We start from the raw sequence: 25933 nt of genomic DNA on the forward strand, positions 1-25933 counted from the left end.
CGCCGGGCCATGCCCGGCGAGCGCAGCGGCGCGGCAGCCGCTCAGGTATTGGCCGGCGAACTCAGCGGCGGGCGCACCAGGTCGCGGTGGAAGAAATAGATTTCCTGCACCAGGAAGCGCCAGCTGGTGTGGAAGCTGCGGAAGCGCGTGCTGGGCGTGGACGAGGCCAGCGCATCGATGCCCAGTGCCTTGCTCAGTCGCAGCGCGCGCGCCATGTGCAGCGGGTCGCTGACGATGATCACCCGGTGCAGGTCGCGCTGGTCCATCAGTCGCTTGGCTTCGACCAGGTTCTGCACGGTGTTGCGCGAAGCGGTCTCGATCAGGATCGCATCGTCCGGCACGCCATGCTTGAGCGCGTAGCGGCGCGCCACCTGCGATTCGGAGAAGCGCGCACCGGTGCCGCCATAGCCGCCGGTGAAGATCAGCAGCGGCGCGTACCGGGCCTCGTACAGGTCCAGTCCATGCCGGATACGTTCTTCGAACACCGGCGATGGCTTGGCGTCATAGGCGGCCGCACCCAGCACGATGATGGCATCGGCCTTGGCGGCCTGGTCGCGCTCGCCGACCCAGACGATCCAGGCAGTCACACCCAGCAGCCAGATCACCAGCAGGACAAACAGCCGCCACAGCCAGCCCAGCAGGCCGGTGCGAGGCCGATGCCGGTCGCGGCTCATGGCGCCCCCCAGCGCAACGCGGGCAGGTCGACGTTGCCGCCGGACAGCACCAGGCCCACGCGCAGGCCGGCAAAACGTTGCGGCTGTGCCAGCACCGCGGCCAGTACGGTGGCCGAGGATGGCTCGACCACCTGCTTGAGCACCTCCCACAGCAGGCGCATTGCGGCCATGGTCGCAGTGTCATCGACCACGATCACCTCGGCACCGGCCGCGCGCAGCAGTTCGAAATTCGGCGCGCCGATCAGGGTACGCAGTCCATCGCAGATCGTGTCCGGGGTGAACGCGCCCTGCCGCTCGCCAGCGGCCAGCGAGCGCGCGGTATCGTCGGCTCCGGCTGGCTCGGCCAGCACCAGGCGGGTCTGCGGGCTGGCGTGCTGCAGCGCCAGCGCGGTACCGCTGGCCAGGCCACCGCCGCCCACCGGCACCACCAGCACATCGAACGGGCCGTCGCTGTGCAGCAGTTCCAGGGCCGCAGTGCCCTGCCCGGCCATCACCGCCGGGTCCGTATACGGATGGACCAGGGTCGCGCCGGTATCGGCCTGCACCCTGGCACAGGTGGCCTCGCGGTCGGCGATGGTCGGCGGACAGCGCCAGAGCGTGGCGCCGTGGCGGGCGATGTTCGCCAGCTTGGCGGCCACCGCCCCTTCCGGCACCACCACATGGCAGGGGATGCCCCGGGTGCGTGCGGCCAGGGCCAGCGCGGCACCGTGGTTGCCGGAGGAATGGGTCACCACGCCAGCGATGGCACGATCAGCATCAAGCGACCACACCGCATTGCAGGCACCACGGAACTTGAATGCGCCACCGCGCTGCAGGTGCTCGGCCTTGAACGCCAGCTGTGCGCCGGCCAGCGCATCGAGCGTGCGCGAGCGCAGCACCGGCGTCACGCTGGCGTGCGGGGCGATCCTCGCCGCAGCAAGCAGGACGTCATCGGCGCGGGGCAACAGTGAATCGCTCATGACGCAAGATTAACGTATGGCTTCGCGCTGGCGACCGGGACACAGGTCATGCCAGCATGCAGCCCTACGCCTCCATTCATCCTGGCCGGCGGAATTAAGGGCCGATTCAACGCTGGCGCCCGAAGCTGACTGCACACCCGTCCTCTGGGGGGACCCACCATGAAAATGCGCCTGATGCTTGCCGGTGGCCTGCTGCTGGCCCTGACCGGCTGCACCACCTACGACTATGTCGGCGGCGGCCGCAGCGGCAGCTACTACCACGGTGCGCCGTCGGTGGAGTACCGCTACCCGGCCGGCTATCCCTACAACTACGGCCCCTACTACGGTGGCTATGGCGGCTACTACGGCGGCTACGGCAATCCGTATTACTCGCGCCCGATCTACCGCCCGCCGCACAACCATCGCCCGCCGCCGCGCCCGGGCAATGGTGGCGAGCACCGTCCGCCGCCGCCGTCGCGACCGTCGTACAACGGTGGTTCGCCGTGGCGGAACATGGACTCCATGCGCCGCCCGCCGCAGTCGAACGCGCAGCCGTCGGCGCCCCCGCCGCAGGCCCGTCCGGCACCGGCACCGAGTGCGCCGAGGATGAACGGTTCCCCCTGGCGCAACATGGATCGTGCGACGCAGCGCACAGTTGAGCGCTGAACCGTCTTGCATTTCACACGGTCTAAGCCGCACTCTACGCGGACAGTGACGGCCCGCGTCACAAAGTGACAAAAACGACACGGGCCGCCGCAAAAAGCTCTACGTCGATATCCGACAGGAACATCTGGATCCCCCCTGTTCCGGCCCTGTCGGATGTCGGCACCTCTGAAGGCAGACGGCCCCGCAATGCGGGGCCGTTTGTTTTGTCAGGTCGCCAACCGGCGAAGGCCCCAGCTTCAGTAGATCCACGCCATGCGTGGATGGCGCCTTCCCGACAGCCCCAAAAAAACAGGGCCGGACAGTCCCCCGACTGCCGGCCCTCTGCTCCCCCACCGTGCGCCTGTACCGGCCCCTGTTCCAATTCCGGTCACGGGCGCCTACGGCGCCAGCCACGATGGGTGCTATTGGGTTATCTGCAAAAATCCTGCCAACTTTAGGGCCGATTTCGCCACCAACTGGCCGGCGCCGGCGTCCGGACCCCGAATGGCGCTAAAATCGCCACCCCGGCGGCGCCCCCGGCCGCGCCTGCCCCAAGCTGAACAGCCCCCATGAACCCGTCCTTCCATCGTTACGACGTCATCGTCATCGGCGGTGGCCACGCCGGCACCGAAGCCGCGCTGGCCGCGGCCCGCACCGGCGTGCGCACCCTGCTGCTGACCCACAACATCGAAACGGTGGGCGCGATGAGCTGCAACCCGGCCATCGGCGGCATCGGCAAGGGCCACCTGGTCAAGGAGATCGACGCCCTGGGCGGTGCGATGGCGCATGCCGCCGACCGCGCCGGCATCCAATGGCGCACGCTCAACGCATCGAAGGGGCCGGCCGTGCGTGCCACCCGCTGCCAGGCCGACCGCAACCTGTACCGCATGGCGATCCGCGCCATCGTCGAAGGCCAAGCCAACCTGACGGTGTTCCAGGCCGCGGTCGATGACCTGGTCATCGAAGGCGATGCCGTGCGTGGGGTCATCACCCAGACCGGCCTGCGCTTCGACGCCGAGGCGGTGGTGCTGACCGCCGGCACCTTCCTGGCCGGCAAGATCCACGTCGGCCCGACCCAGTATGCCGCCGGCCGCATGGGCGACCCGCCGGCCACCACGCTGGCCGCGCGCCTGCGCGAGCGCCCGTTCCAGGTCGACCGCCTGAAGACCGGCACGCCGCCGCGCATCGATGGCCGCTCGCTGGACTACAGCGTGATGGACGAGCAGCCGGGCGACACGCCGCGCCCGGTGATGTCCTTCCTCGGCTCGGTGGACGAGCATCCGCAGCAGGTCAGCTGCTGGATCACCCACACCACTGAACAGACCCACCAGATCATCCGCGACGCGCTGCACCGCTCGCCGCTGTACAGCGGCCAGATCGAAGGCATCGGCCCGCGCTACTGCCCGTCCATCGAGGACAAGGTGGTGCGCTTCGCCGAAAAGGCCAGCCACCAGATCTTCGTCGAACCCGAAGGCCTGGGCATCGTCGAGATCTACCCCAACGGTATTTCCACCTCGCTGCCGTTCGACGTGCAGCTGGAGATGGTGCGCAGCATCCGCGGTTTCGCCAACGCGCACATCACCCGCCCCGGTTATGCCATCGAATACGACTTCTTCGATCCGCGCGGGCTGAAGGCCTCGCTGGAAACCAAGCTGGTCAACGGCCTGTTCTTCGCCGGCCAGATCAACGGCACCACCGGCTATGAAGAAGCCGCCGCGCAGGGCCTGCTGGCCGGCCTCAACGCTGCACGCCAGGTGCGCGGGCTGGACGGTTGGTGCCCGCGTCGCGACGAGGCGTACCTGGGCGTGCTGGTGGATGACCTGATCACCCACGGCACCAATGAGCCGTACCGCATGTTCACCAGCCGCGCCGAGTACCGCCTGCAGCTGCGCGAGGACAACGCCGACCAGCGCCTGACCCCGGCCGGCCGCGAGATGGGCCTGGTGGATGACCGCCGCTGGAACGCGTTCGAGACCAAGCAGGCCGCCGTGGCCGCCGAGCGTGCGCGTCTGGGTGCGCTGTGGGCGACCCCGGCCAATGCGCTGGGCCGTGAAGTGCAGGACACGCTGGGCGTGGCGGTCAGCCGCGAAACCAACGTGCTGGACCTGATCAAGCGCCCGGAGCTGGACTACGCGCAGCTGATGCAGGTGCCGTCGCTGGGCCCGGCGGTAGCCGACGCCAAAGTGGCCGAGCAGGTGGAGATCGGCGTGAAGTACGCCGGCTATCTGGATCGCCAGCGCGAGGAAATCGAGCGCCAGCAGCGGCACGAAGCCACGCCGATCGCTGAAGCCTTCGATTACGCGACGGTGCGCGGGCTGTCGGCCGAGGCGCTGCAGAAGCTGGAGCGCGTACGCCCGCAGACCATCGGCCAGGCACAGCGGATTCCCGGCATGACGCCGGCGGCGATCTCGCTGCTGCTGGTGCATCTGGAGCGCGCACGCCGGGGACGCGTGGCGTAAGCGGTCGCACCTGCCTCTGGTGGGTGCCGACCTTGGTCGGCACAAATCATCCGATCGCGATGCTCCATGCATGTGTGCCGGCCAAGTTCGGCACCCACCGGAGCGGAACACGCACCCACATCGGCGAACGCGTTACCGTGCGTCCGCGCCGCCGCCCAGCACCTTGAACAAGGTCACCCGGTTGCCCGCCTCCTGCTGCTGCAACGCGATCAGGTCCTGCTGCGCGGCATACAGGTTGCGCTGTGCGTCCAGCGACTGCAGGTAGCCGTCCAGCCCGGTGCGGTAACGCGCATCGGCCAGCGTGTAGCTGCGCTGGCTGGCGGCCACCAGCGCGCGCTGCGCGTCCATCTGTGCGGTCAGGTGGTCACGCGTGACCAGCGCATCGGCCACCTCGCTAAAGGCCTGCTGGATCGCCTTCTCGTATTGCGCGATGCCGATGTCCTTGCCGATCTTCGAGGCATCCAGCGACGCCTTCAGTGCGCCGGCATGGAAGATCGGAGCGGTGATACTGGGCGCGAACGACCAGCCACGGGTACCAGCCGAGAACAGCGTCGACAACGCGGTGGAGCTGTGGCCGTAGTTGGCAGTCAATGTCAGCGTCGGGAAGAACGCGGCGCGCGCGGCGCCTATATCGGCATTGGCCGCCTGCAGCGCGTGTTCGGCGGACAACACGTCCGGGCGCTGCAGCAGCACGCTTGAGGGCAGGTCGGCCGGCAACGGCGCCAGTGCCACGCTGCCCTCCAGCGCCTGCGCGGTCGGCAGCAGGGCCGGATCCAGCGGCGCCCCCACCAACAGCTGCAATGCATCGCGATCCTGCGCCTGCTGCGTCTGCAGCTTGGCAAGCGCGCCGCGCGCGGCTTCCACGCTGGTCTGCACCTGCGACAGGTCCAGCCCCGAGGCCAGCCCCTGCGCATGGCGGGCCTCGGTGCGCTGCAGGGTCTGCTGCTGGCTGTCCAGGGTCTGTTGCGTGAATGCCAGCGACTGCCCATCGGCGGCCAGCGCCAGCCACGCCGTCGCCACTTCGGCGACCAGGCTGGTGCGCGCCGCACGCTGGTTCTCGGCACTGGCCAGCCAGTTCTGCAGGGCTTCGCTCTTCAGGCTGCGGATGCGCCCGAACAGGTCCAGCTCCCAGCTGCTGATGCCGACCTGCAGCGCGTCGGACTCGGTCACCTGGGTGGCCCCGGTCTCACTGTTGGCGTCACTGACCCGCGAACGGGTGACGCTGCCGCTGGCATCCACCGACGGCAGCAGCGCCACACGCTGGATGCGGTACTGCGCCCGCTCCTTCTCCACCTGCAGCACGGCCACGCGCAGGTCGCGGTTGTTCTGCAGCGCCAGCGCGATCACCTGCTGCAGGCGTGGTTCCAGGAACACCTCACGCCATGCCGGCATCGCCAGCGCAGGATCAGCCTCGCCGGTGGCCGCATTGCCGAACTGCACCGGCACCGGTGCCCCAGGCCGCTGGTAATGCGGCGCCATGCCCACGCAGCCACCGAGCACGGTGGTCATCGTCGCGGCCGCCAGGGCGCGCAGCAGCATCGGCTTCATGGGTGTGCCTCCGGGACAGTGGCTTCGGTCGGTGCGCGGCCCGGGAACATGCGGCGAACCAACAGGTAGAACAACGGCACGAAGAACATGCCCAGCACCATCGAGGCGACCGTGCCGCCGGCCACGCCGGTACCCAGCGATCGGCGCGCGGCTGAACCGGCACCGGTGGCGAACACCAGCGGCAGCACGCCCATCAGGAAGGCCAGCGAGGTCATCACGATCGGCCGCAGCCGCAGGTAGACCGCCTGCAGGATCGCCTCGCGGGTGCTCTTGCCCTGCTGTTCGAGGATGCGCGCGAACTCGACGATCAGGATGCCGTTCTTGGCCGCCAGGCCAATCGTGGTCAACAGGCCGACCTGGAAGTACACGTCGTTGTTGAGGCCGCGCAGGTTCATCATCAGCACCGCACCGAACACGCCTACCGGCACCGCCAGCATCACCGCGAACGGCACCGCCCAGCTTTCATACAGCGCGGCCAGGCACAGGAACACGAACAGCAGCGAGATGGCGTACAGCATCGGCGCCTGGTTGCCCGACAGCTGTTCCTGGTAGGCCATGTCCGACCACGCGTGGCTGAAGCCTTCCGGCAGCGTATCGGCCAGGCGCGCGATCTCGGCCATCGCCTCGCCGGAGCTGACGCCCGGCGCCGGCTGGCCGGTGATCTCCATCGCCGAGATGCCGTTGTAGCGCTGCAGCGCGGCCGGTGCGCTGGACCAGTGCGCGCTGACCAGCGATGACAGCGGCACCATCTGCCCAGCCTGGTTGCGCACGCTCCAGCGCTCGATGTCCTGCGGCTGCATTCGTGCTTCGGCAGCGCCTTGGATGAACACCTTCTTGATGCGGCCCTTGTAGATGAAGTTGTTGACGAAGTCGCCGCCCAGCGCCGCGTTCAAGGTGTCATTGATGTCCTGCGGATTCACGCCCATCGCCTGCGCCTTGGCGTCGTCCACCTTCACCGCATACACCGGTGCATCTTCCAGGCTGGCATAGCGCACGTTGACCAGCTTCGGATCCTTGGCAGCTTCCTTCAGCAATGTGTTGCGTGCAGCCACGGCGGCGGCATGGCCGGCACCGCCTTCGTCCTGCAGTTCCAGGGTGAATCCGCCCGCATCGCCCAGGCCGAGGATGGCCGGCGGCGAGGTGATGAACACCTGCGCATCGGGCACGCTGGCCATGGCCTTGGTCAACCGTACGGCGATGGTATCGGCATCATCCTTGCGGTCATCCCAGTCCTTCAGGCGGATGAAGGCCTGGCCGACATTCTGGCCGCTGCCGGTCACGCTGAAGCCGGCGGTGGCCTGGATCGACAGCACGCTGTCGTCTTTTACTGCGGCGGCACTGAGGCGATCCATCACAGCACGGGTCTGTTCCAGCGTGGCGCCGGCTGGCAGCTTCACCAGCGCGTTGAGCATGCCCTGGTCCTCGTCGGGCAGGAACGCGCCGGGCAGGTGCCACAGCAGCAGGCCGGTGACCACGCTCAGCACCAGGTAGAACACTACGCCGAGCGTGCGCCGACCGAGGAAACCATCCACCCGACGACGCAGGCCGTTGGAGGTGCGCTCGAAACGGTGGTTGAACCAGATGAAGAACTTGCCCAGCAGGCTCGGTTCGCCGCCGTGGTCGCCGTGCGGATGGCCGCCCTTGGGAATCTGGTGCAGGATGCTGCCGCACAGCGCCGGGGTGATGGTCATCGCCACCAGCACCGACAGGATCATCGCTGCCGCAATCGTCACCGAGAACTGGCGGTAGATCACGCCGGTGACACCGCTGAAGAACGCCATCGGCAGGAACACTGCGGTCAGCACCAGCACGATACCGACCAGCGCGCCGGTGATCTGGCCCATCGCCTTCAGCGTCGCCGGCTTCGGCGCCAGCCCTTCGAAGGTCATCACCCGTTCCACGTTCTCCACCACCACGATGGCATCGTCCACCAGCAGGCCGATGGCCAATACCAGCGCGAACATGGTCAGCGTGTTGATCGAATAACCGAACGCGGCCAGAACGCCGAACGTGCCCAGCAGCACCACCGGCACTGCGATGGTCGGGATCAGGGTGGCGCGCCAGTTCTGCAGGAACAGGTACATCACCAGCACCACCAGGATGATCGCCTCGATCAGGGTGATCACCACTTCCTTCAGCGAGATGGTCACGAACGGCGTGGTGGTGAACGCCACGTGGGCGGTGTAGCCATGCGGCCAGTACTTCTGCAGCTGCTGAAGCCGTGCATCGATGGCCTTGGACACGGCGATGGCGTTGGCACCGGCATTGAGTTCGATACCCAGCGATGCAGACGGCTTGCCGTTGAAGGTGCTGATGCTGTCGTAGCTCTCCGGGCCCAGGCCGATCTTCGCCACCTCACCCAGATGCACCACGCTGCCGTTGGCATCGGCCTTCAGCACCACCTGCGCGAACTGTTCGGGCGTGTGCAGGCGGCTGCGCGCGGTCACCGTGGCGTCTAGCTGCTGGCCCTTCAGCGCCGGCTGGCCGCCGAGTTCACCGGCCGAGACGTCGGTGTTCTGTGCCTGCAGCGCGGTCTCGATGTCCGACGGCATCAGCGCGTACTGGCGCATCTTCTCCGGGTCCAGCCAGATGCGCATGGCGTACTCCTGGCCGATCGGCTGGATGTTGCCGACACCGCTGACGCGGCTGATCTGGTCATCGATGCGCGCTTCCATGAAGTTGGCGACATCGAAGTTGTCCATGCTGCCGTCTTCGCTGGTGAACGACAGCACCTCGAAGATCGAACCACTGGACTTGGTGATGGTCAGGCCGTTCTGCTGCACCGCCTGCGGCAGCGTGGCCATGGCCGCCTGCAGCTGGTTCTGCACCTGCACCTGCGCGGTGTCCGGATTGGTGCCGGTGGCGAACACCAGGTTGACCTGCGCCGAGCCGTCGGAGGCACTGGTCGAGGTCATGTACATCAGGTGATCGAGGCTCTGCTGCGACTGCTCGATGACCTGGGTGACCGCATTTTCCACGGTCTGCGACGAGGCACCGGTGTAGGTGGCACGGATGGTGATGGTGGGCGGGGCGATCTGCGGATAGCGGTCCACCGGCAGGATCAGGATCGCAAGCAGGCCGAGCAGGCTGACCGCGATGGCGATCACCCAGGCGAAGATCGGCCGGTCGATGAAGAAACGAACCATGTGCGGCAGGCCTCAGTGCGACTTTTCGTCGGTGTTGCCGTTCGGGTCGATCGCCGGCATCGCCGCCAGCTGCGCCGTGGTGGCCGCCACCGCCTTGACCTGCTGGCCCAGTGATACCGCACTGCCGTTGCTGACGATCACCCGTTCGCCGGTCTTGAGACCATCGGTGATCTGCCACTGGTTGCCGACCACCTGGCCGGTGCTGACCCGGCGCTCGACCACATGATCCTTGGCGTCGAGCAGGCGCAGCAGCGGCTCGCCGCGTTCGTTGCGCGTCACCGCCTTCTGCGGCACCAGCAGCGCGCGCGCGTCGGTGGCCATCGGCAGCACCGCCTTCAGGTACATGCCGGGCAGCAACAGGCCGTCCGGGTTCGGGATGACCGCACGCAGCACCACATTGCCGGTACCCGGATCGACCGCGCTGCCGATGAACTCCAGCGTGCCTTCGTGCGCATAGGTGCTGCCGTCCTCCAGCAGCACCTTCACCTGTGCCTTGCCATCGATGGCCTTCACCAGGCCGGCATCGAGCTGCTTGCGCAGCGCCAGCATCTGCGTGCTGGACTGGGTGACATCCAGGTACACCGGGTCCAGCCGCTGGATGGTGGTCAGCGCGGCGTCCTGCCCGGCCGCGACCAGCGCACCAGCGGTCACGCTGGAGGTGCCGATGCGACCGTCGATGGGCGCGGTCACCCGGGTGTAGTCGAGATTGATGCGGGCGGCCTGCAATGCAGCGCGCGCGGCAATCACGTTGGCCTGCGCCTGCTTCAGCGCCGAGGTGGCGTCGTCGGCATCCTGCTTGCTGGCCGCATCCATGCTCACCAGCGCGCGGGTGCGCTCGGCCTTCGGCTGTGCCGACAACACGGTGGCCTCGGCCTGCGCCAGCTGCCCGCGGGCGGTATCGAAGGCCGCCTGGTATGGCGCCGGATCGACCTGGTACAGCAGCTGCCCCGCCTTGACCTGCTGGCCTTCGGTGAACAACCGCTGGCGGATCAGGCCGCCGATCTGCGGCCGTACCTCGGAGATCTCGAACGGCACGGCGCGGCCGGGCAGCGTCTGCTGTAGTGCCAGCGGCTGCGCGCTGGCCGTGATGACGCCCACTTCGGGCATGGCCGGTGCTTCAGTCCTGCCCGCCGAACAGGCCGCCAGGGCCAACAGCAGGGGCAGCAGCAGGGGACGCGGGGAACAGGACAGCGGGCGCAGGAGTGACATGGGGGACGTGGGGGCCTTGCGTTGACCCGTGCACGCTGCCGTGGAACTGTGCAGAGAATATGGAGATTGTGCGACCGGCTCAGCTGGCGCTTGCTTTCGGCGCCGCATGCGCCGCTAATGGCCTCCGCGATGGCGAAGATTCGACTCAAATTCGGCCTGACCGCGAAGACCTTCCTCGCGATCTTCACCGCCTGCCTGCTGGTGCTGGCAGTGAACGGTATTGCCAGCCGCGTGGCCTTCCAGACCGGATTCCTGGACTACCTCAACGACCAGGGCGACCTGCGCATGCAGCGGCTGATGCCCCACCTGCAGCGCGAGTACCGCGAGCACGGTGGCTGGGGACATCTGCATGGTGATGGCGACCGCTGGGCGCGGTTGCTGCGCCCGGATCTGGCCCATGGGCACGAAGGACCGGTGCCGCCGCTGTCCGACCAGACCGGCGTGCCGTCGCGTCTGGGCCTGTTCGATGCGCAGCACCACTTCGTGGCCGGCAACCCCGATGCCACCAGCGATGACGAGCCGCATGCGGTGCAGGTGGACGGGCAGACCGTAGGTTGGCTGGGCATGGTGCCGTTCCAGACCGTCATCGCCACCAACGACCTGAATTTCTACAACACCCAGGTGCGCGCCTGGTGGGTGATCGGCATCGCCCTACTGCTGGTGACGGTACTGCTGGCCTGGCTGGTATCGCGGGCGCTGCGCCAGCGCCTGGCCAAGCTGGCCGCGGCCACGCACCGGCTGGCGGCCGGTGACTACGCCACCCGCATCGAGCGCACCAGCGACGATGAGCTGGACGCACTGGTCAACGACTTCAACCGGATGGCGCAGGCGCTGGACGATACCGAGCGCAACCGCCGCGCCTTCATCGCCGACATCTCGCATGAGCTGCGCACACCATTGGCGGTGGTGCGCGCCGAGCTGGAGGCGATCGAAGATGGCATCCGTCCGCTGGACCGCGCCAACCTGGTGGGCCTGCAGGGCGAGATCCGCCAGCTGGGCAAGCTGATCGACGACCTGCACGACTTGTCGATGACCCAGTCTGGCGGCCTGGCGTACCGCTTCGCGCCACTGGACCTGGCGGCACTGCTGCGCAGCGAACTCAACGGCATGCGCATGCGCTTCGCCAATGCAGGCCTGGCGCTGGAGGAAGATCTGCCTGCCATGCCGTTGCAGGTGTCCGGTGACGAACGGCGCCTGCAGCAGGTGCTGGCCAACCTGCTGGAGAATGCACTGCGCTACACCCACGCCGGTGGCCGCGTACTCGTGCAGGCAGCGCACGTGCCTGCCGGCGTGCAGCTGATCGTGGAAGACACCGCGCCGGGCGTGCCGGCCGACAAGTGCGCGCTGTTGTTCGAACGCTTCTACCGCGTGGAGAGTTCGCGCAATCGTGCCAGTGGTGGCAGCGGGCTGGGCCTGGCCATCAGCCACAACATCATCCTCGCCCACCACGGCGTCATCCACGCCGAGCCCTCGCCACTGGGCGGGCTGCGCGTGGTCATCACCCTGCCGGAGCCTGCATGAGCACGTCGACCGCCACGTCCGCGAAGATCCTGATCGTCGAGGACGAGCCACGCCTGGCCTCGGTACTGCGCGACTACCTGGCCGCTGCCGGCATGGCCAGCGAGTGGGTGGACGACGGTGGCCAGGTGATCGACGCGTTCGCGCGCTACCAGCCCGATCTGGTGCTGCTGGACCTGATGCTGCCGCAGCGCGACGGCGTGGACCTGTGCCGCGAACTGCGCGCCAGCAGCGATGTGCCGGTCATCATGGTCACCGCACGGGTGGAAGAGATCGACCGCCTGCTGGGCCTGGAGATCGGTGCCGACGACTACATCTGCAAGCCGTTCAGTCCGCGCGAAGTGGTCGCTCGGGTAATGGCGGTGCTGCGCCGCTACCGCCCAGACCCCGGTGCGCGCGCCAACGGCGGCCTGCACATCGACGAGCCGGCCGCACGCGCCACCTGGAACGGCAAGGGCCTGGACCTGACGCCGGTGGAATACCGCCTGCTGCGCACGCTGCTGGCCACGCCAGGCCGGATCTGGGCGCGCGATGAACTGCTCGACCGGCTGTACCTGGACCATCGCGTGGTGGTCGACCGCACCGTCGACAGCCATGTGCGCAACCTGCGCCGCAAGCTGGCCGACGCCGGCATGGAAGGCGAGCCAATCCGTTCGGTGTACGGCATGGGCTACAGCTACGAACCCTGAGCTCCCTGTAGAGCCGAGCCCATGCTCGGCTGCGTAGGGAGCCGAGCATGGGCTCGGCTCTACAACGCACCACGCAGGTATCATCGTCGCGAACGCCCTGATTTCCGGAGACTTCGATGAACCCGCTGCGCCCCTTCCGCGACAAGATGCCCGTCCTCGGCGAGCGCGTGTACATCGACCCGGCCTGCACCGTCATCGGTGACGTGGAGCTGGCCGACGACGTGTCGGTGTGGCCGGGCACGGTCATCCGCGGCGATGTCAACTACGTGCGCATCGGTGCGCGCACCAACGTGCAGGACGGCACCATCATCCATGTCAGCCACCACAGCCCGTACAACAAGGCCGGCTACCCGACCCTGATCGGCGAAGGCGTGACCGTCGGCCACGGCTGCATCATCCACGCCTGCACGATCGGCGATTACAGCCTGATCGGCATGGGCGCCTGCATCCTCGACGGCGCCCGCGTGGAGCGCCATGGCTTCGTCGGCGCCGGTGCGGTGGTCGGCCCGGGCAAGGTGGTGGGCGAAGGCGAGCTGTGGGTCGGCAACCCGGCCCGGCCGGCGCGCACGCTGAGCGACAAGGAGATCGAGTCGCTGCACTATTCGGCCGACCACTACGTGCGGTTGAAGGACGAATACCGGGGCTGAGCAGCCAACGCCGCCACGCGGCTCTGCTAAAGTCTGGGCCCGACCAGGACCTGTCGAGACCCCCATGCCTGTGGCTGCCTGCCGGAGAGGACTCCGGCGCCCACAACGAAGGCCATCGCGCTGATGGCCGCACCGATGCTCGATACCTACCGCGAGGTGGTGACGCCAGAGGGTGTGCCGCTGCAGTTGCCTGCCGCCGGCCCGGTACCGCGGGCGATGGCCTGGCTGGTCGATCTCGGCGTGCGCATCGCGGCACTGGTGTTGGTGTCCATTCCGCTGGCGCTGCTGGACAAGTTCGGCTCCGGCCTCTACCTGGTGCTGATGTTCCTGGTCTACTGGGCCTACCCGATCGTCTGCGAAGCAGTGTGGGGACGCACCCTGGGCAAGCGTGCGCTGGGGCTGCGCGTGCTGTCCCGCGATGGCGCGCCGGTAGGCTGGATGGCGGCGATCACCCGCAACCTGCTGCGCACGGTGGACATGCTGCCCTTCGGCTATGCGCTGGGCCTGATCAGCAGCCTGTTCGATCCGCATGGCCGCCGCCTGGGCGACCTGGTGGCCGGCACCGTGGTGGTGCATGCACCCGCGCTGTATCTGCCACCGCCGCCGACCATCGACAGCGTGCTGGCCCCGCCGCAGCCCCTGCGACCAGAGGAACAGGCCGCGCTGATGGCCTTCGCCGAGCGCGCGCCACGCTTGTCGGCGGCGCGCCAGCAGGAGCTGGCCGGTATTGCCGAGCCACTGACCGGCACCCACGGCCAGGTCGGCGTTCTGCGCCTGTATGCGATGGCCAACTGGCTGCTGGGGCGGCGATGAAACAGGAGCAGTTCGTCGCCCGCTACCAGCAGGAATGGCAGGACCTGGAGCAGTGGCTGCTGCTGCGTGCCGGCGCCTCACGCCGCACGCGCCGCAAGGCCAGCGGCCTGGCACTGGACGACACTACCTTCCCGCAGCGCTACCGGCGGCTGTGCCAGCAGCTGGCGCTGGCCCGCGAGCGCGGCTACAGCCCGCAGCTGGTGCAGCGCCTGCAGCAGCTGATGCAGCAGGGCCACAGCGTGCTGTACCGCACGCCGCCGACACGTTGGCGGGGTGCCCTGGAGTTCCTGGTGGCCGACTTCCCGCTGCTGGTGCGCAGCCAGGCGCGCAGCATGTGGGTAGCGCTGGCGATGTTCGCGCTGCCGGCGGTGGCCTGCTTCGTGCTGGTGCAGGTCTATCCGGACCTGATCCACATGCTGATGGACAACCGCCAGATCGCAGAGATGGAGCGCATGTACGATCCCGCCGCCGAGCGCCTGGGGCGTGACAGCGGCACCGACTGGATGATGTTCGGCCACTACATCATGAACAACATCAGCATCGCCCTGCGCACCTTCGCCAGCGGACTGCTGGCCGGGCTGGGCACGCTGCTGGTGCTGCTGTTCAACGGCGTGATCATCGGTTCAGTGGCAGGCCACCTGCAGCACATCGGCCATGGCGACCCGTTCTGGCGCTTCGTGGTCGGCCACGGCGCCTTCGAGCTGACTGCGATCGTGATCGCTGGCGGTGCCGGCCTGCAGCTGGGCATGAAGCTGCTGGCGCCGGGCCGGCGCAGCCGCCTGGATGCACTGGTCGACGGCGGCCGCATCGGCGCGCGGCTGTGCCTCGGCGTCGCCTTCATGCTGTTGGTGGCCGCCTTCATCGAAGCCTTCTGGTCATCGATCGCCGAAGTACCTGCATGGGGCAAGTTCAGCGTGGCCGGTGTGTTGTGGGCCGGCGTGCTGCTGTGGCTGTGGCGCGGCGGACGTGGAGCTGGCCATGCGCATTGACCACCTGGACGTGGCGCTGCGTGCCCGCAGTGGCTGGGAAGCGATGGAGCTGGGCACCGCGCTGTCCCGCCGTCACGCGCGCGCGCTGTGGGGCAGCTGGCTGCTGGCCAGTGCACCGCTGTTCGTGATCTTCAACGCGCTGGGCTGGTGGCTGGATGCCTTCGGCTGGGCCTGGCTGGCGATGTGGTGGTGCAAACCGCTGTTCGAACGTGCGCCGTTGTATGTGCTGTCGCGCGGCATCTTCGGTGAACCAGTCGGCACGCTGGCCGCGCTGCGTGCGCAACGTCACTGGGGCAACAGCGGCTTCTGGGGCTACCTGGGTTGGCGTCGTTTCAGCGTGCTGCGCAGCCTGTGCCTGCCGGTGAACCTGCTGGAAGGCAACACACCGGGCCAGCGCGGCCCACGTCGTCGTGCAGTGGCAGCCGGCGCAGCGGGCGCGGCACTGGTACTGACCGTGACCTGCATGGCGTTCGAAGCCGTGCTGGTGTCCGGCGCGATCGGTGCGGTGTTCATGTTCATGCCACTGGAGCTGATGTCCGAATCATGGCGCGCCGCATGGGACATGATCGGCCAGGACACACCCGCATGGGCACGGCTGGGCTTCAACCTGGCGTGCTGGCTGGCCTCGGTGCTGATCGGCCCGTTCTTCGTCGGTGCGGGCTTTGGCCTGTACTTGAACCGGCGCACGCAGATGGAAGCCTGGGATGTGGAGATCGCCCTGCGCCGCCTGCGCGAGCGGCTGCTGCCGGCGGCATCGACGCTGGCCCTGCTGCTGTGCCTGGCACTGCCGCTGGTCTCCGCACCGGTGCATGCGCAGGACACAGACGCCGAGCCCGAACGCGCCATGGGCAAGCCCAACGACCGTGGCATCGACGCCGAGGAAGGCGACGAAGCACCGACCATCGACCCGGGCAACACCCCGGCAACGATCTTCGGCGGTACGCCGGTGGACACCGCCGGTTTCCGTCAGGCAGTGAACCGCGCCTATGAAGACCCGCTGCAGCGCCCGACCCGCCAGGTCACCCGCTGGAAGCCGATCGAACAGGCCGAGGAAGAGAAGAAGGAAGACAAGCAGCTGCAGCGTGACACCAACAGCAACGGTGAACGCAAAGCGCGCAAGGACGGCATCGCCTGGCTGGCGCGGCTGGCCGAATGGGGCCTGTGGGGGCTGCTCGGCGTCCTGCTGCTGGTGCTGCTGCTGACCGCACGGCTGTGGCTGCCGTGGCTGCGGGGCAGTGGCCGACGCAAGGCCGAGGCCGCACCGCCGGTGGTGGAGGAACAGGTGGAGTTGCCGGTGGTGCTGCCGCCGGACGTGGCCACCCAGGCCGGCCTGCTCTGGGACCAGGGCCGGCCGCGGCAGGCGCTGGCCCTTCTGTACCGCGCCAGCGTGCGCACGGTGGGCGAGCGCAGCGGTATCGCGCTTCCACCCGGTGCCACCGAAGCGCAATGCCTGCGCGCGTCGCGGCGCATGCCCGAGGCCAGCGACCGTGACCTGTTCGCGCGCATCGTGCGCATGTGGCAGTACGCCGCCTACGGTGGCCGCCTGCCCAGCCGCGCCGATTTCGATGCATTGGCCGATACGCTGCGCCAGCAGTACCGGTGGCAGGCATGAGCCCGCGCCTGTTCTGGTCGCTGCTGCTCGGTGCATTGGTGCTGTTCGGTGTACCGCTGACGATCCTTTACCTGCGCACGCATGAGCGGGTGACCGAGACCGTGCAGCTGCCGCCGCAGGGCGAAGCTGGCTACAACCCGCTGTACGTGCTCGGCCAGGCCCTGCGCGCCGACGGCATTGACGTGCACTCGCGGCCACGGCTGGAACTGCGGCAAATGACGCTGGGGCCGCACGACACGGTGGTGCTGCTGCAGGACAGCAGCGAACTGCCGCCGCCCGTCGCCAGCGCGCTGCTGGACTGGGTCGATGGGGGCGGCCACCTGCTGGTGCGGACGCCGCCACCGGCCGAGGACGATGCCGGCAGCACGCAGGGGCCCCTGCTGGATCAGCTGGGCGTGGACAGCCTGTTCCAGCGCAGCGACTGCCAGCCGTTCCATGTCGACGACGATCCTGGTCACGTTGAGTTCTGTGGAGGCCGCCGCTTCACCCTGGGTTTTGCCGCCAGTGCACAGGCCGAACGTCGCTGGGGTACGGATCGCGACCTGGTGTTTGCGCGCCTGCGCCATGGCCAGGGCAAGGTGAGCGTGCTGGCCGACATGGAGTTCATGCGCAGCGAGGTGCACTCACCGGCAGCGCGCCTGGCATCGGCAGGGGGCAAGGCCAGCGACGGCCTGCACGACGCGTCGCACCGCGACCTGACCCGCTATCTGCTCGATCCGAACTACGGCAAGGGTGCGGTCTGGCTGATCTACGCCAGCCGCCCGCCGTCGCTGTGGTCGCGCATGTTCTACCAGGGCTGGCCACTGTGGGCGCCACTGCTGCTGGCCCTGCTGGGCTGGTTGTGGGGCCGCTCGCAGCGCTTCGGCAGCCTGCTGCCGTCACCGGTACTGGAACGCCGTTCGCTGCTGGAACACGTGCGTGCCAGTGGTGAACTGCTGCTGCGTTTCGGCCACGGTACGCGCCTGTACGAGGCCGTACTCGCCCTGTTCCTGCACCGCCTGCGCCTGCGCGCACCGGTTGCGGCCGCACTGGAGGGTGCGCCACGCGATCAGGCCATCGCCGAGCTGCTGAAGTGGCCTCAAGGCCGCGTTGCCAGCGCGCTCACGCCCCCTCCGCCGCACGATTCCTCCGCCCTGCGCGAGCGCATCCGCTTGCTGCTCCAGATGAGATCCCTGCTATGACCGAAGTCCCCGAGCTGCCGGCGGCCGCCAACGCCCGCCTGATCGAACGCGTCGATGCCATCCGCACCGCCGTCGGACACGCCTTCATCGGCCAGGCCGATGTGCTGGACCAGATTCTGGTGGCCCTGCTGGCCGGCGGCCACGTGCTGATCGAAGGCGTGCCCGGGCTGGGCAAGACGTTGCTGGTGCGCGCGCTGGCCCAGGCCCTGGAGCTGGACTACGGTCGCGTGCAGTTCACCCCCGACCTGATGCCCAGCGACGTCAGCGGCCACGCGGTGTACGACCCGAAGAGCGAGAGCTTCAAGATCCGCCGCGGCCCGGTGTTCACCAATCTGCTGCTGGCCGATGAGATCAACCGTGCACCGGCCAAGACCCAGTCGGCGCTGCTGGAAGTGATGCAGGAAGGCCAGGTGACCATCGAAGGCAAGGCCTTCACCCTGGCGCCGCCGTTCATGGCGCTGGCCACGCAGAACCCGCTGGAGCAGGAGGGCACCTACCCGCTGCCGGAAGCGCAGCTGGACCGTTTCCTGCTGAAGGTGCTGATCGACTATCCGCAGCTGGAGGACGAGAAGCGCATGGTGACCGCGATCACCAGTGGTCGTGCTGCCAGCGATTTCGACCTGAGCCAGGTGCCGCGCGTGCTCGGTGCCGGCGAGTTGCTGGAACTGCAGCGTGCCACTGCGGCGATCACCGTCGATGACGAAGTGATCGACTACGCGGTGCGCATCGTTGCCGCCACCCGGCAGTGGCCGGGTATCGCGGTCGGTGCCGGCCCCCGTGGCAGCATCGCGCTGGTGCGTGCTTCGCGCGCGCAGGCGGTGCTGGCCGGCCGTGATTTCGTCACTCCGGATGATGTGCGCGACATCGCACGCCCGGCGCTGCGCCACCGCATCGCGCTGGCCCCGGAACTGCAGATCGAAGGCCAGGACGCCGACGACGTGCTGGGCGCGTTGCTGGCCAAGGTGGAAGCGCCGCGCCGATGAGGCCGGCCCCGCTGCTGCTGGCGCTGCTGCTGGCCTGGGCCGCCTTGGGTGGCCTGGTGCTGGGCGGGTTGCTGCCGCGCTGGAGCTGGGCGCTGGCGGCACTGGCGATTGCCGTGCCGGCGTTGATGGATCTGTGGCGGCAGTCGCGGCGTCCGTCGCCGCAGGTGCAACGCGAACTGCCCGAAGCGCTGGCACTGGGCGTGCGCCGCGAGGCCGCGCTGCGGCTGCAGGCAGACACGTCGATGACGGTGCAGGTGTTCGACCTGGTGCCGGGCGGCTGGCCGCTGGAATCGCTGCCGCAGCGCGTGCGCCTGCAGGCCGGCAGCGCCTCCACCCTGCACTATCACCTGCACCCGCTGCAGCGTGGGCACTTCCGCTTTGAAGGCGTGCACCTGCGCATGCGCTCACCGTGGCGCCTGTGGTGGCAGCAACGCACGCTGCCTCCCGCGCTGGACGTGCGGGTCTATCCGAACTTCGTGCCGCTCACCCGCTTCGCATTGTTCAGTGCCGACCAGGCCTCGCGGCTGGTCGGTGCGCACGTGAAGCGCCGGCGTGGCGAAGGCACCGACTTCCACCAGATGCGCGAGTACCGCGTGGGCGACAGCCTGCGCCAGCTCGACTGGAAGGCCACGGCACGGGCACGCAAACTGGTCTCGCGTGAGTACCAGGACGAGAAGAACCAGCAGCTGCTGCTGATGCTCGACAGTGGGCGGCGCATGCTGGCCAGCGAAGGCGGGCTCTCGCATTTCGACCACGCCTTGAACGCCTCGCTGGTGGTGGCGTACCTGGCGCTGCGCCAGGGTGACGCCGCCGGCCTGTTCGCTGCCGGTGGTGAACGCCGCTGGGTGGCACCGCAGCGTGGCATGGGCACGGTCGAGCACCTGCTGCGCGCCAGCTACGACCTGCAGCCGCGCGCGGTGGCCACCGACTACCTGGCTGCGGCCACCGAGGTATCGCTGCGCCAGCGCCGGCGCGCGCTGGTGATGCTGGTCAGCAACGTGCGCGACGAGGACATCGAAGACCTGCTGGCGGCAGTGCGCCTGCTGCAGCGGCGCCACCTGGTATGCGTGGCCAGCCTGCGCGAGCGCGAGCTGGACGGCGTGCTGGACAGCGAAGTGCAGACACTGGAAGACGCCACCCAGGCCGGTGCCGCCGCACTCTACCTGCAGCAGCGCGCGAAGGCGCACGAGGCACTGCGCAGCGAGAAGGTGATGGTGCTGGACGTGACCGCCGATGCCCTGCCCGCAGCGCTGGTGGAGCGCTACCTGGCAGTGAAGCGCGAAGGGTTGTTGTAGCCCTGCGCTTGACCGGAGCCGAGCATGGGCTCGGCTCTACACGTGTTGTTCCGTAGAGCCGAGCCCACGCTCGGCTGCCGTATCAGCGCTCACCCAACAACCGCCGCTGCAACCGCTCCACCGCACGCTGCAGCAACACCCGGTTGCGGGCCAGCTTCATCCACTGCGGGAGGCGCGAGAACATGGATCGGTGATGGCCGCGGCTTTCCCGCAACGTCGCGCTCGCATACTCGTGCAGTGCCTGCAGATGTTCAGTGTTATAGGCCCAGAGCAGGCCCGCGCGGGTCGGTTCGACCAGGCGCAGCGGCAATCCGAAGTGCGGATCGGCAGGCTCGGCGTCACGCAACGGACGCACCACGACCGAAACATCGGTACTGCGATCACATTGCGCACATCGAGCAGCGAAGGACGCCGGTGCAGGCACGCCAGCGGGAACCCGGCGGCGCACATGCAGCCACTGATGCCCACAGAATCCACAAGGTTGGCGGCCCAGGATGTAGACCGCACCGACCCAGTCACCACTGTCCAGCGCTGAACTGCAGCCTGTGCAGCGGAATCGCGCCGTCCACCGGTAGGGTTTCCAGCTGGCGATCACCCAACCGGGGGTGTCGCAGCGATGGCAACGCACAGCGACGCGGTCCGCGAAGGCCTGCAGGCTGCGCCCGTCATCGAAATGCCGGCCCGGCACGGGCGTGGGACGCCCATGCCGGCCAGGCCAACGCCGCACCGTCATCAGACGTAGATCCGCGTCGGCGCCTCATCAACGATCGCGTGCGGCACGAAGCGCGCACTGTCGCGGGTGATCGCGCTGTCGTCCTCGCGGATACCGATGCCGCAGGCGTGGTCACCGATCACCCAGCTGCCGATCAGCGGGTAGCCGCCTTCGATGCGGGTCAGCGGATGCGCGCGCTGGATGATCGCCGGGCCGTCGTAGGGACCGTCGCTGCGCTGGGTGCTGCCATCGGCCAGGTGCATCTCGATGTTCGCGCCTTCGCGCGAGAACAGCGGCTTGCGCACCCAGCCCGAGGCCAGCGTGCTGCCGTCATCGAAGTGCGCTTCCAGCAGGTTCGGATGGCCCACGTTGCGCTGCCACAGCAGCGGCAGGATGCCCTTGTTGCTCAGCACCGCCTTCCACGCCGGTTCCAGCAGCTGCACGCCCGAGCCGGGCAGCGCGCGACCGAATTCCTCGGCCATCAGGTCTTCCAGCGGGTACAGCTTGAACAGCGTGCCGATCACCGAATCATCCAGCGCGGTGAAGCGGCCGTCCTCGGACAGACCGATGTCCTCGACGGCGATGGCCTGGCCATGCAGGCCGGCCTGCGAAGCGCAGTCGCGCAGGTAATCGACGGTGCCACGGTCTTCTTCGGAACTGCCCACCGCGCTGAAGTACAGCGGCGGCGGCAACTGCGTGGCCAGTTCGCCGAAACGCTCGACCAGCGCCTCGTGGATCGCATTGAACTGGTCGGCGTGCTGCGGCAGGCGACCGGCGTTGCGCTGGTCTTCCAGCCACTGCCACTGGAAGAAGCTGGCCTCGAACAGCGAGGTCGGCGTGTCGTAGTTCAGTTCGTACAGCTTGGCCGGGCCGGTACCGTCGTAGGCCAGGTCCAGGCGCCCGTACAGGTGTGGCTGGCGCTGGCGCCAGCTGTCGGCGATCCAGTCGCGGTAGTGCGACGGAATCGCCAGCTGGTCCATCAACCGTTCACTGGCGATGACATCGCCCACCAGGTCCAGCGCCATCTGGTGCAGCTCGGCGCTGGGGTCTTCGATGTCCTGTTCGATCTGGCGCAGGGTGAAGGCGTAGTACGCGCTTTCATCCCAGTACGGCTGGCCGTCGATGGTGTGGAAGCGGAAACCCGCCTCTTCCGCGCGTACCCGCCACTGGGCACGCTCGGCAATCCGGATGCGCTGCATGGGTCGATCAGCCGCCGTAGCTGCCGCTGGTGCTGCGGCGTGCGCTGGTGTTGCCGAAGCCACCACGGCTGGCAGTGACCGCACGGTTCGGCTCGCTGGTGACCGGCGCCAGGCCAGCCTTGCCGGCACCGATGCCGCTGGCGGTGTTCAGGCCACCGGTGCCGCCCGGTGCCGGGCGCGCCCAGCCAGCGTTCTTGTCCTGATAAGCCGGTGCCGACGCCGGCGCCTGCGGGGCGAGGCCGCCGCGGTTGCTCAGCATCTGCGACATGAAGAAGCCCATCATCATCGGGCCGATGAACGAGGTACCCGCCGAAGTGTGCTGCTGCACGCACTGCTCCGGCTTGTAGTCCTTCTCGCAGGCTTCCTTGCTGGCGTACTTCGGCGCCGCATCGGCGGCCTGCTTCTGCGCTTCGGCGAAGGCATTGCGGCACGCCGACGGATCGCCGGTGGCCTCGGTGCAGGCTTCCACCGAGGTGTACAGGCCTTCCTGCACCTTCACCTCCGGCTCCTTCTGGCAGGCGGTGAACAGCAGCGGCGCGGCGCTCATCAGCAGCAGCGCGGTGGTGCGGGAACGTTTCATGGCCTCATGCCCTGTCGACGGATCAATGCCCCAATGATGCCAAATCCGGGCCAGCAACCGGAATCGGCAAAGTGGGAAAGATGAACGGCCTTTCATTTTCGTCGTTCCCCATCATCCACGCGTGGCGTGGATCCATCGTGTCGACCAAGGTCGACACCTACCACGAGCAACGCAGAGCGCCGGCCCCGACAGATCGCGGGAAACTGTCGAAGGCGGGGTGGGTCCGCTGGCGGGGGTGTCCGCGGCATGGATGCCGCGGTCAAGCCCCCAAGGAAGGGTTTACGGCGTCCCCCGCCAGCGGACCCACCCCGCCTCCCGCAGGAAGCCCGCTGTTGCTTCGGCTGTTGCTTCGGCCGTTGCTTCGGCGGGTGCCGGGCGCAGCCCGGCCGGACCACCTCCGGTGGTTGCAGCAGCAACCGAAAAAATTGGCCATGATCGGCTGACTCCCACGTCGTACGGCCCGCCCGTTCCGCCAGCCATGCCCGAATACCGTTCCCGCACCTCCACCGCCGGCCGCAACATGGCCGGCGCCCGCGCCCTGTGGCGTGCCACCGGCATGAAGGACGGCGACTTCCACAAGCCGATCATCGCCATCGCCAACTCCTTCACCCAGTTCGTGCCCGGCCACGTGCACCTGAAGGACCTCGGCCAGCTGGTCGCGCGCGAGATCGAACAGGTCGGCGGCGTCGCCAAGGAATTCAACACCATCGCCGTGGACGACGGCATCGCGATGGGCCACGACGGCATGCTGTATTCGCTGCCCAGCCGCGAGATCATCGCCGACGCCGTGGAGTACATGGTCAACGCGCATTGCGCCGACGCACTGGTGTGCATCAGCAACTGCGACAAGATCACCCCCGGCATGCTGATGGCCGCGCTGCGCCTGAACATCCCGGTGGTGTTCGTGTCCGGCGGGCCGATGGAAGCGGGCAAGACCAAGCTGTCCGAGCACAAGCTGGACCTGGTCGATGCGATGGTGGTGGCCGCCGATGACAGCGCCTCCGACGAGAAGGTGGCCGCATTCGAGCGCAGCGCCTGCCCTACCTGCGGCTCCTGCTCGGGCATGTTCACCGCCAACTCGATGAACTGCCTGACCGAGGCGCTGGGCCTGTCACTGCCCGGCAACGGCACCACGCTGGCCACCCACGCCGACCGTGAGGCGCTGTTCCGCCGTGCCGGGCGCCTGATCGTCGAACTCTGCCATCGCTGGTATGGCGGCGAAGACCCGAGCGCGCTGCCGCGCGGCATCGCCACCCAGGCCGCGTTCGCCAATGCAATGACCCTGGATATCGCCATGGGCGGTTCCACCAACACCATCCTGCACCTGCTGGCCGCCGCGCAGGAAGCGGAGGTCGACTTCGACCTGACCCACATCGACGCGCTGTCGCGGCGCGTACCGCAGCTGTGCAAGGTGGCGCCGAATACGCCGAAGTACCACATCGAGGACGTGCACCGCGCCGGCGGCGTGTTCGGCATCCTCGGTGAACTGGAGCGCGCCGGCCTGCTCGAAACCACGGTGCCGACCGTACACAGCACCAGCCTGGCCGAAGCGCTGGAACGCTGGGACGTGGTGCGCAGTGACAACGACACCCTGCACACCTTCTTCAAGGCAGGCCCGGCCGGCATTCCCACCCAGGAAGCCTTCAGCCAGGCCACGCGCTGGCCGACGCTGGACATCGACCGCGCTGAAGGCTGCATCCGCTCGCTGCAGCACGCGTACTCACTGCAAGGCGGCCTCGCCGTGCTGCGCGGCAACCTGGCCGTGGATGGCTGCGTGGTGAAGACCGCCGGCGTGGACGAGTCGATCCACGTGTTCGAAGGCCCTGCGCGCGTCTATGAAAGCCAGGACGCGGCCGTCGCCGGCATCCTCGCGGACGAAGTGCAACCCGGCGAGGTGGTGGTGATCCGCTACGAAGGCCCGAAGGGTGGCCCGGGCATGCAGGAAATGCTGTACCCGACCAGCTATCTGAAGTCGAAGGGGCTGGGCAAACAGTGCGCGCTGCTCACGGATGGCCGCTTCTCCGGCGGCACCTCGGGCCTGTCGATCGGCCACGTCTCGCCGGAAGCGGCCAGCGGCGGCGCGATCGGCCTGGTGGAAGATGGCGACCGCATCCGCATCGACATTCCGGCCCGCCGCATTGATCTGCTGCTGGATGAGGCCACCCTGGCGCAACGCCGCGCCGACGCCGATGCCCGCGGCTGGAAGCCGCGTGCGGCGCGCCCGCGCAAGGTCACCAGCGCCCTGAAGGCCTACGCCCTGCTTGCCACCAGCGCAGACAAGGGCGCCGTGCGCAACGCCGCGCTTCTGGGCGATTGACCGCCATACGGTAGTGCCGGCCGCTGGCCGGCATCTGTACTGCGACGCCCCACATCAATGAGGTTGCCGGCCAGCGGCCGGCGCTACCCATCCTGATCCGTTATGGTGGTCCAGGAAGTCACCAACACGGAGGTTGAGATGATGTTGCTTTCCTTTGCGCTGGCCGCTGCCATGGGTGCAGCAGCCGAACCGCCAAAAGCACCCGACTGCAGCTACGACCGTGCAGCGATGCTGGCGATGGAACCTGGCCGGTTCGATCAGGACCTGGAAGGTGGCTGGCGCCCGTTGGCCGACCGTGGCTGTACCCGCGAAGCGGCCGACCTGCTGTCCGCCTACGGCGCACTGTCCAAAGCGGAAGGCAATGTCATCATCACGTGGCACGAGGGCCAGCTGCGCGCGGAGCTGGGGCAGACCGCGCAGGCGATTGCGCTAATGGAACGCAGCCACAAGCCAGTAAACGGGAGCGACCCGGGTTACTGGAATGCCTACGTGGACGGCATGGTCGCGTTCCTGCGCCAGGATCGCAGCGCCCTGGAGAAGGCTCGTGCGAGGCTGGTCGCGATACCGACGCCCACCGCGATCGCGGAGAACATCAAGGACGGCCGCTACCACTTCACCACCGAGGGCGGGCAGCAGGTGCAGATGCCGTGGCCGCCGAACCTGGACGTGCTTGATGGACTGCTGCGCTGCTTCGGCAAACCCTACGTGAAGGCCTATGGGCCAGGCTGCCGGAATCCGGAAGGCCGTTGAGGCCCTCCGCCGGGCATGGCCCGGCGCTA

At 68.2% G+C, this 25933-nt stretch carries 21 protein-coding genes; 13 read left to right on the top strand and 8 right to left on the bottom strand.

Features of this window, described 5'->3' with window-relative positions; genetic code table 11:
* Nucleotides 1-41: 41 nt before the first annotated feature.
* Complete coding sequence (locus AC5QAH_RS16150; RefSeq protein WP_029379804.1) at nt 42-686, bottom strand: YdcF family protein; 645 nt, start codon at nt 684-686, stop codon at nt 42-44.
* Nucleotides 671-1633, bottom strand: coding sequence for a pyridoxal-phosphate dependent enzyme (locus AC5QAH_RS16155; RefSeq protein WP_010482176.1), 963 nt, complete (start codon nt 1631-1633; stop codon nt 671-673). Before AC5QAH_RS16155 ends, AC5QAH_RS16150 begins: the two co-directional genes overlap by 16 nt.
* A 159-nt stretch (nt 1634-1792) precedes the next feature.
* Here AC5QAH_RS16155 and AC5QAH_RS16160 point away from each other — a divergent pair, with 159 nt between their 5' ends.
* Both AC5QAH_RS16160 and mnmG read left to right on the top strand, forming a co-directional pair.
* Nucleotides 1793-2278, top strand: coding sequence for a hypothetical protein (locus tag AC5QAH_RS16160; RefSeq protein WP_019337023.1), 486 nt, complete (start codon nt 1793-1795; stop codon nt 2276-2278).
* A gap of 548 nt (nt 2279-2826) precedes the next feature.
* Nucleotides 2827-4716, top strand: coding sequence for a tRNA uridine-5-carboxymethylaminomethyl(34) synthesis enzyme MnmG (gene mnmG / locus AC5QAH_RS16165; protein WP_049454080.1), 1890 nt, complete (start codon nt 2827-2829; stop codon nt 4714-4716).
* A gap of 132 nt (nt 4717-4848) precedes the next feature.
* On the opposite strand, the gene smeC is transcribed toward mnmG, so the two are convergent.
* The 3 genes from smeC to smeA are packed head-to-tail and all read right to left on the bottom strand — an operon-like array spanning nt 4849 to nt 10619.
* The gene (gene smeC, locus AC5QAH_RS16170) at nt 4849-6264 is read right to left on the bottom strand and encodes a multidrug efflux transporter outer membrane subunit SmeC (RefSeq protein ID WP_049454081.1); all 1416 of its coding nucleotides are present in this window, start codon (nt 6262-6264) and stop codon (nt 4849-4851) included.
* The gene (smeB, locus tag AC5QAH_RS16175; protein ID WP_100447009.1) at nt 6261-9410 is read right to left on the bottom strand and encodes a multidrug efflux RND transporter permease subunit SmeB; all 3150 of its coding nucleotides are present in this window, start codon (nt 9408-9410) and stop codon (nt 6261-6263) included. Before smeB ends, smeC begins: the two co-directional genes overlap by 4 nt.
* 12 nt (nt 9411-9422) lie before the next feature.
* Nucleotides 9423-10619: a multidrug efflux RND transporter periplasmic adaptor subunit SmeA gene (gene smeA / locus AC5QAH_RS16180; protein ID WP_019337019.1), complete on the bottom strand. Its 1197-nt coding sequence runs from the start codon at nt 10617-10619 to the stop codon at nt 9423-9425.
* A 117-nt stretch (nt 10620-10736) separates the two neighbouring features.
* Here smeA and baeS point away from each other — a divergent pair, with 117 nt between their 5' ends.
* The 9 genes from baeS (at nt 10737) to AC5QAH_RS16225 (ending at nt 20346) form a co-directional block, all read left to right on the top strand.
* Nucleotides 10737-12140, top strand: coding sequence for a sensor histidine kinase efflux regulator BaeS (baeS, locus tag AC5QAH_RS16185; protein ID WP_010482187.1), 1404 nt, complete (start codon nt 10737-10739; stop codon nt 12138-12140).
* Nucleotides 12137-12826: a response regulator gene (locus AC5QAH_RS16190; RefSeq protein ID WP_100447011.1), complete on the top strand. Its 690-nt coding sequence runs from the start codon at nt 12137-12139 to the stop codon at nt 12824-12826. The genes baeS and AC5QAH_RS16190 overlap by 4 nt, the downstream gene beginning before the upstream one ends.
* Nucleotides 12827-12942: 116 nt before the next feature.
* Nucleotides 12943-13473, top strand: a complete 531-nt coding sequence (locus AC5QAH_RS16195; protein WP_010482194.1) for a gamma carbonic anhydrase family protein — start codon at nt 12943-12945, stop codon at nt 13471-13473.
* Between the two features lie 123 nt (nt 13474-13596).
* Nucleotides 13597-14286 carry an RDD family protein gene (locus AC5QAH_RS16200; protein ID WP_010482196.1) on the top strand — a complete coding sequence of 230 codons (690 nt, stop codon included), beginning with the start codon at nt 13597-13599 and terminating at the stop codon, nt 14284-14286.
* Entirely contained in the window at nt 14283-15275 is a 993-nt protein-coding gene (locus tag AC5QAH_RS16205) for a stage II sporulation protein M (protein ID WP_019337015.1), read from the top strand. Before AC5QAH_RS16200 ends, AC5QAH_RS16205 begins: the two co-directional genes overlap by 4 nt.
* The gene (locus AC5QAH_RS16210; protein ID WP_019661652.1) at nt 15265-16887 is read left to right on the top strand and encodes a DUF4129 domain-containing protein; all 1623 of its coding nucleotides are present in this window, start codon (nt 15265-15267) and stop codon (nt 16885-16887) included. Before AC5QAH_RS16205 ends, AC5QAH_RS16210 begins: the two co-directional genes overlap by 11 nt.
* Complete coding sequence (locus tag AC5QAH_RS16215) at nt 16884-18068, top strand: DUF4350 domain-containing protein (protein ID WP_100447015.1); 1185 nt, start codon at nt 16884-16886, stop codon at nt 18066-18068. Before AC5QAH_RS16210 ends, AC5QAH_RS16215 begins: the two co-directional genes overlap by 4 nt.
* Nucleotides 18065-19051, top strand: a complete 987-nt coding sequence (locus AC5QAH_RS16220) for an AAA family ATPase (protein ID WP_014648782.1) — start codon at nt 18065-18067, stop codon at nt 19049-19051. Before AC5QAH_RS16215 ends, AC5QAH_RS16220 begins: the two co-directional genes overlap by 4 nt.
* Nucleotides 19048-20346 (top strand): DUF58 domain-containing protein, encoded by a 1299-nt coding sequence (locus AC5QAH_RS16225; protein ID WP_043402778.1) that lies wholly within the window; start codon nt 19048-19050, stop codon nt 20344-20346. The genes AC5QAH_RS16220 and AC5QAH_RS16225 overlap by 4 nt, the downstream gene beginning before the upstream one ends.
* Nucleotides 20347-20428: 82 nt before the next feature.
* On the opposite strand, the gene AC5QAH_RS16230 is transcribed toward AC5QAH_RS16225, so the two are convergent.
* From AC5QAH_RS16230 to AC5QAH_RS16240, 3 genes are read right to left on the bottom strand one after another with little or no spacing between them, the layout of a single operon-like run.
* The gene (locus AC5QAH_RS16230) at nt 20429-21079 is read right to left on the bottom strand and encodes a hypothetical protein (protein WP_043402781.1); all 651 of its coding nucleotides are present in this window, start codon (nt 21077-21079) and stop codon (nt 20429-20431) included.
* On the bottom strand, nt 21079-22257 hold the full coding sequence (locus AC5QAH_RS16235; RefSeq protein WP_043402784.1) for a glutathionylspermidine synthase family protein: 1179 nt from the start codon (nt 22255-22257) through the stop codon (nt 21079-21081). The genes AC5QAH_RS16230 and AC5QAH_RS16235 overlap by 1 nt, the downstream gene beginning before the upstream one ends.
* A gap of 7 nt (nt 22258-22264) precedes the next feature.
* Nucleotides 22265-22837, bottom strand: a complete 573-nt coding sequence (locus tag AC5QAH_RS16240; RefSeq protein ID WP_043402788.1) for a DUF1190 domain-containing protein — start codon at nt 22835-22837, stop codon at nt 22265-22267.
* Nucleotides 22838-23315: 478 nt separating this feature from the next.
* Here AC5QAH_RS16240 and ilvD point away from each other — a divergent pair, with 478 nt between their 5' ends.
* Both ilvD and AC5QAH_RS16250 read left to right on the top strand, forming a co-directional pair.
* Nucleotides 23316-25154 carry a dihydroxy-acid dehydratase gene (ilvD, locus tag AC5QAH_RS16245; protein WP_049454101.1) on the top strand — a complete coding sequence of 613 codons (1839 nt, stop codon included), beginning with the start codon at nt 23316-23318 and terminating at the stop codon, nt 25152-25154.
* 138 nt (nt 25155-25292) lie between these two features.
* Nucleotides 25293-25904: a hypothetical protein gene (locus tag AC5QAH_RS16250; RefSeq protein ID WP_049454247.1), complete on the top strand. Its 612-nt coding sequence runs from the start codon at nt 25293-25295 to the stop codon at nt 25902-25904.
* Nucleotides 25905-25933 lie beyond the last annotated feature (29 nt).

The sequence above is a fragment of the Stenotrophomonas sp. YJH_SMC_43 genome, assembly GCF_059372535.1.

Bases quoted from the DNA above. Each gene is read 5' to 3' on its own strand.
- AC5QAH_RS16215 (WP_100447015.1), top strand. From the start codon at position 16,884: ATGAGCCCGCGCCTGTTCTGGTCGCTGCTGCTCGGTGCATTGGTGCTG.
- AC5QAH_RS16220 (WP_014648782.1), top strand. From the start codon at position 18,065: ATGACCGAAGTCCCCGAGCTGCCGGCGGCCGCCAACGCCCGCCTGATC.
- AC5QAH_RS16200 (WP_010482196.1), top strand. From the start codon at position 13,597: ATGGCCGCACCGATGCTCGATACCTACCGCGAGGTGGTGACGCCAGAG.
- smeC (WP_049454081.1), bottom strand. From the start codon at position 6,264: ATGAAGCCGATGCTGCTGCGCGCCCTGGCGGCCGCGACGATGACCACC.
- AC5QAH_RS16240 (WP_043402788.1), bottom strand. From the start codon at position 22,837: ATGAAACGTTCCCGCACCACCGCGCTGCTGCTGATGAGCGCCGCGCCG.
- AC5QAH_RS16230 (WP_043402781.1), bottom strand. From the start codon at position 21,079: ATGACGGTGCGGCGTTGGCCTGGCCGGCATGGGCGTCCCACGCCCGTG.
- AC5QAH_RS16205 (WP_019337015.1), top strand. From the start codon at position 14,283: ATGAAACAGGAGCAGTTCGTCGCCCGCTACCAGCAGGAATGGCAGGAC.
- AC5QAH_RS16160 (WP_019337023.1), top strand. From the start codon at position 1,793: ATGAAAATGCGCCTGATGCTTGCCGGTGGCCTGCTGCTGGCCCTGACC.
- AC5QAH_RS16225 (WP_043402778.1), top strand. From the start codon at position 19,048: ATGAGGCCGGCCCCGCTGCTGCTGGCGCTGCTGCTGGCCTGGGCCGCC.
- AC5QAH_RS16250 (WP_049454247.1), top strand. From the start codon at position 25,293: ATGATGTTGCTTTCCTTTGCGCTGGCCGCTGCCATGGGTGCAGCAGCC.
- AC5QAH_RS16210 (WP_019661652.1), top strand. From the start codon at position 15,265: ATGCGCATTGACCACCTGGACGTGGCGCTGCGTGCCCGCAGTGGCTGG.
- AC5QAH_RS16235 (WP_043402784.1), bottom strand. From the start codon at position 22,257: ATGCAGCGCATCCGGATTGCCGAGCGTGCCCAGTGGCGGGTACGCGCG.
- ilvD (WP_049454101.1), top strand. From the start codon at position 23,316: ATGCCCGAATACCGTTCCCGCACCTCCACCGCCGGCCGCAACATGGCC.
- mnmG (WP_049454080.1), top strand. From the start codon at position 2,827: ATGAACCCGTCCTTCCATCGTTACGACGTCATCGTCATCGGCGGTGGC.
- baeS (WP_010482187.1), top strand. From the start codon at position 10,737: ATGGCCTCCGCGATGGCGAAGATTCGACTCAAATTCGGCCTGACCGCG.
- smeA (WP_019337019.1), bottom strand. From the start codon at position 10,619: ATGTCACTCCTGCGCCCGCTGTCCTGTTCCCCGCGTCCCCTGCTGCTG.
- AC5QAH_RS16190 (WP_100447011.1), top strand. From the start codon at position 12,137: ATGAGCACGTCGACCGCCACGTCCGCGAAGATCCTGATCGTCGAGGAC.
- AC5QAH_RS16195 (WP_010482194.1), top strand. From the start codon at position 12,943: ATGAACCCGCTGCGCCCCTTCCGCGACAAGATGCCCGTCCTCGGCGAG.
- AC5QAH_RS16155 (WP_010482176.1), bottom strand. From the start codon at position 1,633: ATGAGCGATTCACTGTTGCCCCGCGCCGATGACGTCCTGCTTGCTGCG.
- smeB (WP_100447009.1), bottom strand. From the start codon at position 9,410: ATGGTTCGTTTCTTCATCGACCGGCCGATCTTCGCCTGGGTGATCGCC.